This is a genomic window from Pseudomonas sp. GZJR-8, from assembly GCF_002916705.1.
GTDB lineage: Bacteria > Pseudomonadota > Gammaproteobacteria > Pseudomonadales > Pseudomonadaceae > Aquipseudomonas > Aquipseudomonas synxantha_A.
This window is the reverse complement of sequence record NZ_JXSI01000012.1, coordinates 209616-224534: the sequence shown is the minus strand read 5'-3', so window position 1 is coordinate 224534 and position 14919 is coordinate 209616. Positions and strand designations below refer to the sequence as shown.

At 63.3% G+C, this 14919-nt stretch carries 4 protein-coding genes; all 4 read right to left on the bottom strand.

The genetic code is table 11. The annotated features are described in order from the left end of the window. A partial coding sequence (locus TK42_RS22015; RefSeq protein ID WP_158254347.1) for an SDR family NAD(P)-dependent oxidoreductase occupies positions 1-4232 on the bottom strand: 4232 nt, incomplete at its 3' end. Beyond that, on the bottom strand, positions 4229-7561 hold the full coding sequence (fabD, locus tag TK42_RS26850) for an ACP S-malonyltransferase (RefSeq protein WP_158254346.1): 3333 nt from the start codon (positions 7559-7561) through the stop codon (positions 4229-4231). The genes TK42_RS22015 and fabD, both read right to left, overlap by 4 nt. Before the next feature lie 73 nt (positions 7562-7634). Continuing rightward, complete coding sequence (locus TK42_RS21995) at positions 7635-13865, bottom strand: SDR family NAD(P)-dependent oxidoreductase (RefSeq protein WP_103735118.1); 6231 nt, start codon at positions 13863-13865, stop codon at positions 7635-7637. 141 nt (positions 13866-14006) lie between these two features. Further along, positions 14007-14912, bottom strand: a complete 906-nt coding sequence (locus tag TK42_RS21990; RefSeq protein WP_103735117.1) for a hypothetical protein — start codon at positions 14910-14912, stop codon at positions 14007-14009. Positions 14913-14919: the final 7 nt, after the last annotated feature.

Sequence of the window (14919 nt, the reverse complement as noted above, 5' to 3'; positions counted from 1 at the left end):
GCTTGGGTGGTCTGCGGTGTGGGTTGGTCGAACAGCCCGGCTGCCTGCAATTGCACCAACAGCACCTGGCACAATAGTGTCTGCAAAGGCTCCAGCATTAGCCCGCCACGCAATTGCAGCGAGCCACGACCTTCGACGGCCATGGCAAACAGCGCGAGCATGTTTGCCATCCGTTGTGTTTCGCAAGGCATCACGCTGATCAGTTGCCGCGGGCATTCCAATGCCAGCGGCGTGCGCGCCTCCCGCCCCGTCCCTGCAACGCGCAGCCATGGCCGAGACAACGCCAGGTCAACCACCTCCATTGCCGCCGACAAACCGATCAAGCCGGCGCCTGTTTTCTCACGGAGCACTTGCAGAGCAGGCGAACCGGCCAATGCGCCTGCGTCCGCCCAGTAACCCCAGTCGATAACGGCGACCGCACAAGGCAAGTGCTGCGCCAAATAGCCGCCCAGTTCATCGATGAAACAACACCCGGCTGCATAGTTGCTCTGATTGGGCGATCGCTCGAAGGCATTGATCGAGGAGAAAAACACCAGGAAATCCAAGGGCGGTCGTTGCAGCGCCTGCTCCAGCGCAGCGCCGGTAGCGACCTTGGCCGCCAGCACCTGGCTGAACTCCTCGCGGCTCATACGTTGAACACTCTTGCCCCGCATGACCATGGCTGCATGGATCACGCCATGCACCTGGGCGTGCTGGCCGTGCACCCAGTCCAGAGCCTCGCGCAACGCTTGCGGATCGCCCGCATCGACAGGCAGGTAAATCGGGGCCGGCCCTTCACTCGCCAGACGCTCGATGTCGGCGCGGATGTTTTCGTCCAGAGGTCGCCGGCCTATCCAGTACACCTGAGCCTGGTAATCGACGATCAGGCGTCGCGTCCAGGCCACACCGATCCCGCCGGCACCACCGATGATGATGTAGCACCCACCCTTTCGGTAGACCGGAGGCGCCGCGCAATAATTGACCTCCCGCAGCACCTGGCAATACCACTGACCTTCGCGCCACGCCCCGCTCGCGCCTACCGGCAGGGCAGCCAGTGGCGCAAGCGACGGTGAAGCCGCCATCGGCGCCAGGGGCAGGTCCACCACGCGGACCTGCCACGTTGGGCACTCGTTCGCCAGCGTGCCCGCCAGACCGTGCACGGGCGCATGCGTGGGGTCATGGCGCTCGCCCGGCAGCACCTGCAGTGCCTGGCGAGTCACCACCAGCAACTCCAGCGGGTGCTCGCGCACCTTCAGCATCAACAGCCCCTGGCACAGCGCGAACAGCGCCATTACCCCGTGTTCCTGCGCAGCAGTGGCAGCCTGTGCAGACCAGGCTTCGCCGCTCGGGATCGGGGCCAGCCAGATCAGGCGTTCGAAAGCGCCGGCATTGCCGAGCGCGTCCCGCCATTGCTCTGCCGACCAATCCGATTGGCCTGCCAGCACGCTGGCCTGGGTGCTGCCAGCTGACCAGGCCTGTGCCTGTGCCGGGTCGGCGCTGATAATCAACGTGCGGCGCTGTGCCTCTGCATGCCCTTCTTCAACAGGGTGCAGCACACGCCATTCGACGCTGTGGACCTTGGCCTTGGGCGATTGCTCTTGTTGGACTGGGGTGGCCTTGAGTACAAAATCTTTGGCCGTGGCGCAAACGCGTCCGTCCTCGGCGATCCATTCAATATTGAATCGGCACTGCTGCGCGCCCGTCGTGGCAGCGCTGACATGCACCCAGTAGCGCTCAGGCAACGGAGCCGACAGCTGCAACTGGCCGACCGAAAATCCCAGCCTGGCTTGCTCACCGGATTGACGTATGGCCAAAAGCACCGCTGCTTGAAAAGCCGCATCGACAGCGGCGGGAGAAAACGGCAGGTCATCGGCCGCACCCGCAGGCACCACGACCAACGCCAGCAACGATTGATCACCTTGCAGGTGGCTGTCCTGCAACACCCGGTATGTTGGCCCATATGCCATGCCGACGTTGCGTAATTGTTCATACAGCACCTCCCGCGTCAGCCAGGCGTCAGGGTGAGCCCGCCTCAACGCGTGCACGTCACGCCGCACCTCATCAGTCTGGCCGGGCGCCAGTGTGCCGCTGCACAACGGATGCACCAGGCCCTCGACGCGCACCTCGAAATCGGTTGCCCCGGCGCTTGCTGGTCGCAGGCTCACACGCAGCAGCGAACCCTGTAGCGGCACGTCCAGGGCCTGCAGCCACGCCACCTGGCTGGCGCACCAGCCCCCCGCCGGCAGCGCCCCCCAGGCGCGAGCCGCGACCGCCAGCGTCACAGCCCCGGCGACCCGATGCTGGTCGGCAATCACATGGTCACCAATCGACGGGTCATGCCGTTGCAGGTGGTACTCCAGTAGATCGGTCGGCGCGGTGGGCAACCAGAAGCGGTCACGGGCGAACGGGTAACTCGGCAGGCCCAGGTGGTGGCGCGTCTGGTCACTGAACAGCACGCTGAACTTCACCGGCACCGCGCAGCAATAATGCTCGGCCAGCGTTTGCAGGTGGGCCAGGTAGGCCGACGGCTCGTGTGCCAGCGTCGGCAGTGCCTTGATCAGGCGTGCGGCATCAAGTTGGCGCACCGCTGCGCCCTCCTCGTCCATCTCAGGTGCCTGGACCTCGGCCTGCGAGGCAGCCAGTAGTTGAGCAATCAGCGTGTCGCGATCACTGACCACCCAGGCCTGCCGGCAGGCCAGGTGTTCGCGGCCGGTGAGCAATGCCTGGCTGAGTTGCGCCAGGCTGGCAGATGCGCCGGCACCCTGCAGCCAGTCATGCAACGCGCTGCATTGGCGGCGCAAGCTGGCCGGTGTCTTGGCCGATAATGCGATGAGCCAGCCGGGACGGGCCGCCACGTCGACCTCGGCACACGCGGGAGGTTGTTCCAGGATAAGGTGACCGTTGGTCCCCCCGAATCCGAAGGAACTGACCCCTGCCCTGCGTACCCCTGACGCTGGTTCCCAAGGCTGCAGGCGGGTCACCGGGTAGAAGGGACTGCCTTGCAGGTCGATCCGCGAACTGAGTGCAGAAAAATGGCAAAGGGGAGCCAGTTGCCCGGCCTTGAACGAGAGCAAGACCTTGATCACCCCCGCGACGCCCGCCGCCGCCTCCAAATGGCCGATATTGGATTTGGCCGAGCCCACCCCACAGGTCTGCGGTTCGCTTGCCTGCGGGCAAAATGCCTGGCGCAGGCCTTGGATCTCGATAGGGTCACCCTTGGGGGTGCCGGTGCCATGGGCTTCGATATAACTGACACTCGACGCCGGAATGTGCGCATCCCCAAGCGCCTGCTCTATCACCTGCGCCTGTGCCGCAGAGCTGGGGTAGGTCAGCGTATGGGTCTTGCCACAGTGATTGACCGCGCTGCCCTTGATCACGCCGTGGATCGGATCACCGTCCGCCAGCGCCTTGGCCAGGGGCTTGAGCAGCAGCAAACCGGCGCCCTCGCTGCGCACATATCCGTCCGCCGCTTCATCAAAACTCTTGCAGGCCCCCGTGGGGGACAACATGCCGGTTTTCGCAAACGCGATATGCCGGGTTGGTGTCAGCAGCAGGTTGACCCCGCCAGCCAGGGCCAGCTCGGTTTCACCCAGGCGCAGTGACTGCACGGCATGATGGATGGCACTCAGCGAACCGGAACAGGCGGTGTCCACCAGCACGCTGGGGCCGTGAAGGTCGTAGAAGTGCGAAATACGGTTGGCAATCACGGCCGCTGCGTTGCCCGTGGAGTGATGGGCATCGATGGGCAACGCGGCGCTTTCCAGCAGTTGCTTGTAGTCATAATTGAACGCGGCAACGAACACCCCGGTGCGCGAGCCGGCCAGCGCGGACGGCACCACGCCTGCGTCTTCAAGGCAGGCCCAGCTCAGCTCCAGCATGATGCGTTGCTGGGGGTCCATGATCCGCGCACTGGCAGGCGCGATGCCGAAGAAGCGTGCGTCGAACGCATCGACCGCATCGATGCACCCGGCGTGACGTGCGTGACTTCTATCGTCTTCACTCGTGGGGTCGCCCCAGAATGCTCGCCAATCCCAACGGCTCGCCGGAATCTCCGTGACGCTGTCCCGCGCGTTCGCCAGGTTCTCCCAAAACTGCTGGTAGTCGCCCGCGCCCGGTACCCGGCAGGCCATCCCGATGATCGCGATATCACCGGGGTGACGATGCTTGGCGGCCTCCGCGGCATCGCCGACGCCTCCCTCAGTGTGCGTGTGCCCGGCCAGACGACGAATCAAGGATGACAGTCGATTCTTCATGTCCGCACACTCCCGGCCATGCGTAAGGGGGCGCCCTCGTAGGCGGGCCGCCCCTCCGTCTGCGCCGGCGCTGCGGGCGTCAGCATGGCGCGCAAGCGGGTGTTCAAATAAGCGGCGGCGGCGTTCATCAGCCGCTCGGCCACGAGGTCGACGTGCCGGTTGCGCCAGTCCTCCAGGTCGGTACCCTTGACCCATTGGTTAAACGCGCCCATCGAGGGCCCGCAATGCACCTGGTAATCAACGCGCTGCGCCTCGCTGCCAGTCATGGCCAAGCGTGTGCTGTGAATGAAATACCAGCGGAACACCAGCGCCATTTTGTGCTTGGGGTTGCTAAGAGCCTTGTCGATTTCCTGCGGCGCAACCTTGCTGTAGTAGGCACGTGTTTCTTCGAAGACTTCATCAAAGCTACGCTTGAAGAAACTGTCCTGAATCTGCCGGGCGGTCTTTTCATCCAGCTCGTCCAGTGAGTCGTAACGACGCCACAGGTCGTAGAGTTTGTTGGCCCGTGCCGGGAAAAACACCCCGCGCTTGAGTACCTGTACCCTGGCACCCAGTTCGAACATGTCACCGGCAGGCGCGTAATCGGTGTCCTGCACGTTGATGTCCTGCAGCAGAGTCTTCACCACATCGCTGGTACCGGCCTCGGGCGTGCATTGGTTGATCGAACCGGTCACCACAAAGTCGGCCCCCAGCATGAAGGCCGCCGCCACAGACTCGGGTGAGCCGATGCCGCCTGCGGCCCCCACCCGTACCCGTTCGGTATACCCGGCAGCCTGGCATAGGCTGTCACGCAAACGGATGATCGTCGGCAGCAAGACCACGGTGACGCCCATGTCGGTATGACCACCGGAATCGGCCTCTACGACCAGATCGTCCGCCATCGGCACCGACTGCGCCCACTGCGCCTGCTCGGGCGTCACCAGCCCTTGCGCAAGCAGCTTTTCCATCACCCGCGCAGGAGCCGGATCAAGAAACTGCTGGGCCACCTCCGGCCGCGAGACTTTGGCGACGATCCGGTGGCGCGCCTCGATCCGGTCACCCACCTTGATCAGGCCGCGCAACCGGTACAGCGCCAGCGCCGGGGTGATTTGCATGAAGGCCGCGGCTTCTATCACCGTAACGCCTTTACGCATGAACAACTCGACCAGCTCGATTTCCTTGTGGGGGTTGGACAGGTTGCAGACCAGGTTCATGCCGAAAGCGCGCGGTTGGGTGCGTTGAGCGATTTCGACAATGGCCTGTTCGACCGCTGCGGTACTCAAGCCGCCCGCGCCGAAGAACGCCAGATACCCTGAGTTGACAAGCTTGACCACCAGTTCCACCGACGCGATGCCCTTGTACATGCCACCGGCCATATAGGCATACCGCAGGTTGTAGGCCTGGCGGAATGCGGCGCTCCCCAACCCCTCGGCTGTCAGCGCCAGGCCCGGCACGCCGTCGTCATGCCGCGCAGCCAAAGGCAGCGGTGCAACCACGGCAGATGCCACGACTGGCTGGGCTGGCGAACGGTTTTTTTCGATTTTCGCTTGCAGATTGGTCAATACATTGCCGGGGCCGATCTCCTTGAACTGGGTGATGCCGGCCTGCAGTAAATACTCGATGCTTTCGACCCACTGCACCGATGACGTCATTTGCCGCGCCAACTGGCTGGCGATAGCTTCCTGCTCATAAGGGCGTGCGTCGACATTGGCGATCACCGGCAGCGTCAGGGGCTTGAAGGTCACACGGGCCAGCTCAGCCGCAAACGCTTCTTGGGCGCCACGCATGTAGCGGGAGTGGAAAGGCGCGCTGACATTCAACGCGACACAAATACCCGAGGCGTCTTCAATCTGCGTACGCACGCTTTCCAGTGCGTCGAGCGGTCCGGCCAATACGGTCTGTTGCGGGGCATTGAAGTTGGCGAAATCCAGCTGTGTACTCCCAGCCTGGCGCAACACCTGTTTGATCGTCGCAAGATCCAGATTCAGCACAGCCGACATGCCGCCCCCGGTGGCCTCGGACATGAGTTCGCCGCGCCGCTTGACCAGGCGCAATCCGGTTTCGAAGTCATAGGCGCCGGCGGCAAACAAAGCGCAGAACTCGCCGAGGCTGTGCCCGAGCACATAGTCGGGGTGCGCGGCATCGCCAGCCTGAGCCAGGTACGACAGTACATTGACCACATACAGGGCAGGTTGGGTGAAGCGGGTCTGGCCAAGTTCGTTGCGCGGATCGTTTTCGCACAGCTCACGGATCGAGTAGCCCAGCACGCGATCGGCACAGGCCGTCAGTTCGGCAAAGCGTTCGAACAAGCCCTCACCCATTCCGCGAAACTGCGAGCCTTGCCCGGGAAACATGTACACCGTTTTGCTTTGTTTCATAGCCATGATCTCCGCGCTGACAACGCGCTGTGCCGAAGAAGTGATGCGCCGCTCGAAGGAGCGTGCCGAGGTATCGAAGGGACTCAGAATGAGGCTGTCGGTGGATGCCGAGTGGGCACTGCGACAGCGTTTGGCGAAATTGGCCATCGATCCGGACGGGCCGGCGTCGAGGTATTCATGGGGGCCCAGGCCTTCAAGGTATTCAATGGCGGGGGCCAACTGCAGTGTCGAGCGCACCACATGCCACAGGTGCTCGGGGGCGAACTGGCTGACGGGGCCGCCAAGGGTTGACGAGACATAGCCCATCCGCGGTGTGCGCAGTTGCAATGCCTGGCTGGTTTGAATGAATGCGTCGCGCAATGGATCCATGTGCGAAGAATGAAATGGGCGGTTCACATCAAGCCTCTGAAACACCACGTTGCGCCGCGCCAACTGCATTTCCGCCGCCGCCAATGCAGAGACTGTCCCGCTGATGACCAGATGTTGCGGATAGTTGATCGCCGCCAGCTCAACCTCGATGCCGTCGGCCTGCAATTGCTCGAACACGGCGATATCGGCCAGTACGGCGGTCATCCCTCCCGCCGGGCAATGCTCATGGAATAATCGAGCCTGACGAACCACAAAGCCCAACGCCTGCTCGGCGTCAAGCGCACCACTCACAGCCGCCGCAGCCACTTCTCCCAGGCTGGAGCCGAGTACATGGTCGGGGTATACACCGTGCTCGATCAGCGACTGCGCCAACGCATACTCGACCATGAAGATGGCCGGGTGCGTCACCAGAATGTCGTCCAGCGCCGCTGCCTGGGGCTGGTCGCCATACAACCCATCCAGCACCGAATACCCGCCGGTTTGTCGCACGACCTCATCCAGCGCGCGCATGTGCCGGCCAAACCCGGCGTGCCGCTCATACAGCGCCCGCCCCATGTGACGGTATTGCGACCCCTGTCCTGAAAACATAAAAACAATGGACACGCTGGTTTCTCCTATGAACTGCTCAAACCCGGGCACGGCCGCGCCCTTGAGGCGGAGCCTTGCCGCTCCACCTTCAGAATTCGCCTGCGCGTCGCCCTTGGGACTTACCACCCGGTGTATCAAGGTGCAGGCGTAGCGCACGCGCCAAGGTATGGACGTTGCCCGGGTTGAGCATCGACATATGGCCACCGTCCACCGTGGCCACATGGGGGCTCGCGGTCAGGTAGGCGCAATAGCGCGCCAGGGTGTGGGGAAGACTGCTTGCGCCGAGAATGCTTTGCGCCGCGATGATCACGCAGGTGTCGCCGGTGAAGGTGTGGGTGGGGCGATAGTCGACACTCATGGCGATCTGCGCCGCCAGCCATGCACCCGGACCCTGTGCGGGGCCCTGGTTGAGGCTGGCATCACGCATCAGCTCGCGTACCTGCTTGAGGGACACCACGGCGCCTTTGTCCTGGGCGTCCAGCAGGCGTGCGCAGAGCGGTGTATCACCCAGGAAGTAGCGCAACTGCGCGCTGGTCAACACCTCACCTTGAAGCTCTTGAGGCACATAGAAAAAGCTGTCGAGCATGAACAACTGCACCTGGCGTCCGCGTGCCTGGAGTTCAACCGCCACCTCGAAAGCCACGCTGGCCCCAAAAGAGTGTCCGAGCAAACGGACGACACCAGCGGGGCAGCGACGGGTGACGGTATGAACATGCGCAGCGACCATGCGCTGCATCGACAGATCTGGCGGTGCCTGCGTATCCAGCGGTGGGTACTCCAGCACCTGCAACTGCGCGACATCGCCAAGGGCCGCGGCCAATGCATGAAAAGACTGCGCGCCCGCACCCGCGGCGGGGAAACAGAAGAGCCCTTGCTCGCCAGCGTGATTGAGCAGCGTCACGACCGGGGCGGGCTCACGCAACGGCGACGCAGGCATGCGGCTGAGCGCGGACGCTGGCGAGTCCGCGCCCGCCAGCGAACGCCAATCCACGTCCAGGCCCTGGGACCACAGCTGCAATAACGGCAAGGTGCCGCCTTGATCCAGCCAGCCCTGCACTTGATCGGCCAGGCCTGGCAATGCCATGACGCGATTGAGCACACTGGCATCGACCTCGGCGTTACCCACTTGAGCGTAAGCGCTGTGCTCATCGGTTTGCAGATAGGCGCGCAACTGCTCGGCCAATGCCTCCAGGCTGACCACACTGAGCCCCAACCGTACGGGCATCAAGCCACTGCCGGCCTGGGTCACCCTGGCGAGGGTGTGCAGGTCCACGTCATGGTCGGCCTGGCCGTCGATCAGGTGCAACAAGTTGTCCGCCACCTGCCGTAACTGCGCTGCACTGCCGGCCGATAACAGCACCACGACCGGGCTTTGCCGGTCGGCCCGTTGCTCAGGCTCCGCCAGGGTAACCACGCGTTGAGGAGCCGGGCGCTCCTGCACCTGCGGCACCCGCAGCGAAGCCGGCTCTGCGCCATGGCGCTGCGCCTGTACCTGAGCCACCAAACCGGCCACGGTCGCATCTTCCAGAACACTCCCGGGGTCGAGTTCGACGCCGTAGGTACTGCTGATCTGTGCCAACAGTTGAGTCAGCAGTACCGAGTCGAAACCGAAGTCATGCAGATCGGTGTGCGGGTCGATATCGCCCGCGACGGTTTTCAACAATTGACACACCAATGCCACCAACTCATCGAGCAGCGCTGTATCAGCAATTACCCCACCGCCAGCGCTGGGCTGGCGCTCGATATCGGCACACGCCATCACCACCTGGATGTCGGCAATCGCGGTGGTCAATTCAAGCACGTTGCCAAAAGCCTGGAACGTATCGGCGGCCAATTGGATATCGAAGCGTTCGTTGAGCAGCCCGGTCATTTGGACACTGCTCACCGAGTCCATCCCGTAGTCACTCCAGGGATCATCATCGCCGATGTCCTCCAAACGCACTTTGAGGGCCTCGGCGACCACTTCCCGCACGCCCTGGGCAACCTGCGCCCGGGTCAAGCCCGGTGCCGGCGGCTGCGATTCGGCCATCCGCGCCCCTTGCAGGTGCGCCGCCAGTGCTTGCAGCGTCGGATGCTCAAACAGCGCCGCGGTACCCAGTTCGAGTGTGTAGGTGCGATTGATGGCGGTTGCCAGCTCGGTCAGCATCACCGAGTCAAAGCCCATGTCCGAAAATGCCGTGGTGTCGTCGATCTCTTGCGCGTCGACTTTGAGGATCTGCCCGACCAGCCCACGCAAAGTATCGCTTGGGTCCACCTGACTGCGCGGTGCCACGGCAGCGGCAACCCCCACGCCAAGCCCGGCTACCAGTGCCTCAAAGGTGGCGCCCTGCCCTGGCAGTACCAACCAGCGTGCGCCGCCTTGGTGGATGATATGGCGCAGCACCTGTAGTCCCTGCGTCGTCGCCAAAGGCCGCAGGCCGGTTGCCTTGGTCATCGCGCCCATGTGCTCAGGGCTCAACTGCATGCCTCCGTCCTCCCACAGCGGCCAGTCGATCGCGATGGTATGGCCCTGTCGAGTGCCGTCAGCCACCTGTCGATTACGATATTCAGCGAATTGATCCATGAACGCGTTGGCGCAGGCATAGTCGCTTTGACCCGCATTCCCCAAGGCACCCGCGATGGAGGCAAAGGCCAGGAAGAACTCCAGGGGCTGGTCTTGCGTCGCGCAGTCCAGGTTCCACAGGCCGTCAACCTTGGGCAGCAACACCTGGCGCAGGTGCTCGGCCGATTTGTTCCTGAGCAACCCATCCTGACGACAGCCGGCGATGTGCAGCACACCCGTGAGCGATCCCACGCGAGCTGATACTTCCTGCACAAGTGCGCGTAAAGCTGTCGCGTCCGCGAGGTCGGCCGTGCGATGCAACACCTGCGCGCCCAAGCTCTCGAGTTGCTCGATATGGGCCGCCATGTCGTCATCCGGCACTCCACGCCCCACCAGTACCAGGCTCACGCCCTCTGCTGCGCGGGCGATATCCAGCGCGATGCTGCGTGCCAGGGCGCCAGAAGCTCCCGTGAGCAGGTAAACCCCCGTAGGTTTCCACGGCGCGGCACCCGGCTCGGCCGGCAGTTGTTCGTCAGGCCGGCGCTGCCAGCTGGCGCTGAACAGTTGACCATCACGACGGTGCAGGGCGAGTTCCGCATCTGCGGTGCAGGCGCTCTGCAGCAGTGGCGGCAACGCATCGCCCGGCTGCAGGTGGAGCAGTTGCACCCGCAATGAAGTTTGCTCGCGGGCAAATGATCGCAGCAGCCCGAACAACCCGGCGAACAGGCCTGAGCTATCGTCGTCGGCGACGACCAGTTGCGCCAGGCAACCTTGCCCGTCGTGCGGTAATTGGCGCAGGTGCTCGCTCAATGCTTGCGCGGCCCGGCAGTAGCGCTCAGGCAATGTCAGCCCCTGATCATCGCCGGATTCGAGCAGTACGCATTGGGCTTGGGGAAAGTGCTCGGCAACCTGGGCGGCGTAAGCTTCGCTGCCCGGGCACAGGTAAATCCGGTGAGCGTGTGAAAGGCCGGCCCAAGCAGGTTCGACAAATGCCTCAAGGCCGGGTGTCATCAAGGCCAGGCTGGGCGGCGCAGGCGCTCGTGCCATGACCCGTGAGCGCAGGCCATGCAGATGCACACAGGGCTCGCCTTGAGCGTCGAACACCTCCACATCGAAGGCAAAGCTGCCACGACCGCCACCCGATGTGTGTGCAGTAAGCCTCACCCAGGCGGGTGTGCGCCTGGAACGGCCCAGGGTCAATTGCTCCAGGGAGAAAGGCACCTGGGGCCCTTGCGATGACTCACTGCCTGTGGTGAAACCCATGGCTGCCTGCAGTGCACTGTCGAGCAGACAAGGATGCAAGCGGAACTCATCACCCGGCTTGAGGAAGTCTGGCAAGCGCACATGCCCCAGCACTTGCTCGGCGCCGCCACGCAAGGCATGCAGGCCCTGATGGCCAGGGCCATATTCGATACCCACGGCGGCAAAATGGCGATAGAACTCGGTGGTCGACGCCGCGCCTTGCGCCAGCGCCGCGAGTGCGTTCACGTCCAGGTGGGCCAGGGGGGCGGGCTCTGCAGGCACCGACGCCTGGCCGCGGCAATAGACCTGGCGCACCGGTTCGCCCCCCGGCTCACGGGTAAGCCAGGCAAAGAACTCGAACTCCCAACCGCTGCCCTTACGAGCCTGTTCCACAGCCAGGGTAAGGGTGACTGGATCGTTAAAGCACTCGAAGGGGCGCACCCACAGGATGCTGTTCAGGGCCAGGTCGGCTTGCCCAGAAACCCGCGAAAGCGCCGCCAGCGCCATTTCGAGGTAGACCACGCCCGGCAGCACCTTGCGCCCGTTGACACGGTGGTGGTCGAGAAAAAATTCGTCGCCGCAAAACTGCGCTTCAAATTGCTGGCTGTCACCTGCCGTGATCTGTCGTGACAGCAGCGGATGCGGGCCGTCGCCGGGTGCAGCGAAGCGCCCGGGCACTGCAGTCTGCGGCGCAGGTGGCACCCAGCAGCGTTCCCGAACGAACGGGTACAGCGGCAGGCTGATTCGGGCCGGCTGGAACCCTTGATACAACTGCGCCCACTCGACCTGACCGCCGCTGACCCAGTGACGCATCACCGCCTGGTTATCGTCCATGGCCGGCGATTGCACTGGCACCGCCGTTTCGCCCGCACGCAGGCGTACCGGCTTGAGCGCCTGGCCAATGAGCACGTCGGGATGCTGGGCCCCGTCTGCCAACGCAACCAAGCGTTCCTTGAGCACCTGCACTGATTGGGCCGTGAACGCGGCCCGCGCGTCCAAGGCTTCGCGGCCCACCTGCAAGGTGTAGGCAAGATCATGCAAACCCGCCAGGTCGCAGGCCAGTGGCGTTTGCTCCAGGCGCCCCAGCAACAGCGCCGCTACCGCCTGCAGGCGCTCATGCGTGCGTGCCGACAGCACGATGAGGACGTCGCTCGGCAACGTCGGTACGTGGGTGTGGGCCTGCGCCTGGGGGGAATACTCCTCGACCACCAGGTGCGCGTTCGAACCGCCGGCACCAAATGACGAAATACCTGCACGGCGCGGTTGCACAGCATCGGCGGCGCCCTTGGGTAGCCAGGGCTCCAGGGTTTGTTGGACGTGAAACGGGCTGCCGGCAAAATCAATATTGCGATTGAGCTGCGTGGAGTGCAGCGACGGCACCAACTGGCGGTGCTTGAGCTGCAACAAGACCTTGGTCAGGCCGGCTATCCCCGCGGCGCTTTCACAATGGCCGATATTCGATTTGATCGAGCCGATGGCGCAGGTTTGCGGTTCAAAGCCGTCAGCTTCGAACACGGTGCGCAAACCTTCGATTTCGATCAGGTCGCCTAGGGCCGTGCCGGTGCCATGCGCTTCTATGTAGCTCAGGTCGCTGGACGCCAGGCCGGCCTGGTGCAACGCCGAACGCACGGCCACGGCCTGGGCCGACGATTTGGGCACGGTAAACCCGGTCGCCCGTCCGCCATGGTTGATTGAACTGCCCTTTATCACTGCATGGATACGGTCGCCGTCGGCGATGGCCTGGGGCAACGGTTTGAGCAACACGGCGCCCACGCCTTCGGCCGGCACATAGCCGTCGCCCCCTTGGCCAAAGGTCTTGCAGCAACCCACACTGGACGCGAAACGGCCCTGGGCATGCAGCAGGTACTTGTTGGGATGGATCGACACATTAACGCCACCGGCAATGGCGTACTCCGACTCGCCACTGCGCAGGCTCTGACACGCCAGGTGAATAGTGGTCAGCGAGGATGAGCACATGCTGTCGAGCGTGAGGCTGGGGCCGCGAAAATCACAGAAGAATGACACGCGGTTGGCGATGGAGGCAGGCAGTGCGGCGACCAGCGTCTGTGCGGTGCTGAAGGCGGTGTATTCGGTGTACTGAACGCCAACATAGACGCCAACCCGGCCTTTGGCGCTCAAGCTCTGGCGTGTGTAGCCGGCGTCCTCGAGCACGTGGTAGGCGCACTGCAGAAACAGGCGCTCCTGCGGGTCCATGATCTCGGCTTCACGCGGTGAAATGTTGAAAAAGCGCGGATCGAATTCATCGACTCCACGCAGGAAGCCGCCCCACTTGCTGTAGGTCTTGCCGGAGACACCCTTGGATGGGTCATAGATCGCGTCGTGGTCCCAACGTTGCGAAGGGACCGTGGTAATGCAATCGCGACCCAGCTTGAGGTTTTCCCAAAGCTCCTCGATATTTTCGGCCTGGGGATAGCGGCCCGCCAGCCCGATAATCGCAATGTCGAAAGCATGCGGGTGGGTATCCGACCCGGACGCATTGCCGGCATTCTCATTGCTGTCGAAGTCTTTGACCATGTTCAGTATCGACCCTTGGAGAATTCTTGAGGAATGGCCGCCAGGCGACCCCACATCATTCTCAACTTACAAGAATTCGATCCTGACCAAACCTATGAGCGGTTATAGGTTTGCCCACACAGCCAAGGTAGCCCGCCGGTTTCAGGCATCACTCACCCGTTGCAACAATGTCTGGCAGCGCAGCCCATCGGCATTGGCAGTCAACATCACCAGGCCGCCATGCACCTGCTGCGCACGCGCCTGGTAATCGCACAGGTTGATCAGCGAATCAGCGGAAAAACAATGCCCCACCCGCGTCACGTTATCCACATACAACTGTGTACCGCTCACCCCCTGCCGGCCTTCCTTGATCTTGAGCACTGGCAGGAACACGTTGCTGCACACCACCTGTTCCAGGTCCGCCGTATTAATCTGCTGGCGGTGCATAAACTGCTCATGCACCTCACGGAACAGCCGGGTGTCATCCTCCTTGGGGTCGTGTGCCAGCCCGGCATTTGACCTGGCCAGGCTGCCGAGCATCTCGAAGCCGCGGCGGCGCCCTGAAGTCACCAGGCAACTGGCAGCACCGTCACTGAACAACGCGTAATGCTGGAACCGGAAAGCTTCGTCTTCGATACGATTGGCCGAGACCACCAGCACATTGTCCAGCCCGGCCAATACCTGGGCGCGGGCGACCTCAAGGCCTGCCAACAGCATGGTGCAATCGCCCCATGTCACGCCCAGCGGTAAGGCGCGAGCCAGTTGCAGCTCGCGCAGCAGCGGCAGATAGTCCACCACCTGGCCCGACTCGAAATTGCTGCTGCACACCACCAGCGCATCAATGTCACAGCCCCGTAAGCCGCTGCTGGCCAATGTGCCAGCGACTGACTCAACCAGCAGTTCGCCGACCGAGCGTGTCGTACGCCAGTAGGTGCCCCAGCCAAACACACTGGCGAAATCGGGCATGCTGTGTTGCTTGCACACCGCCTCGAAAGAAGCCGCGTCGCGATAATCATGGGCCTGTTCACCCAAGACATAGGCGGTGGAGGCCAAATAGGCAGTTCTCATCGTTACT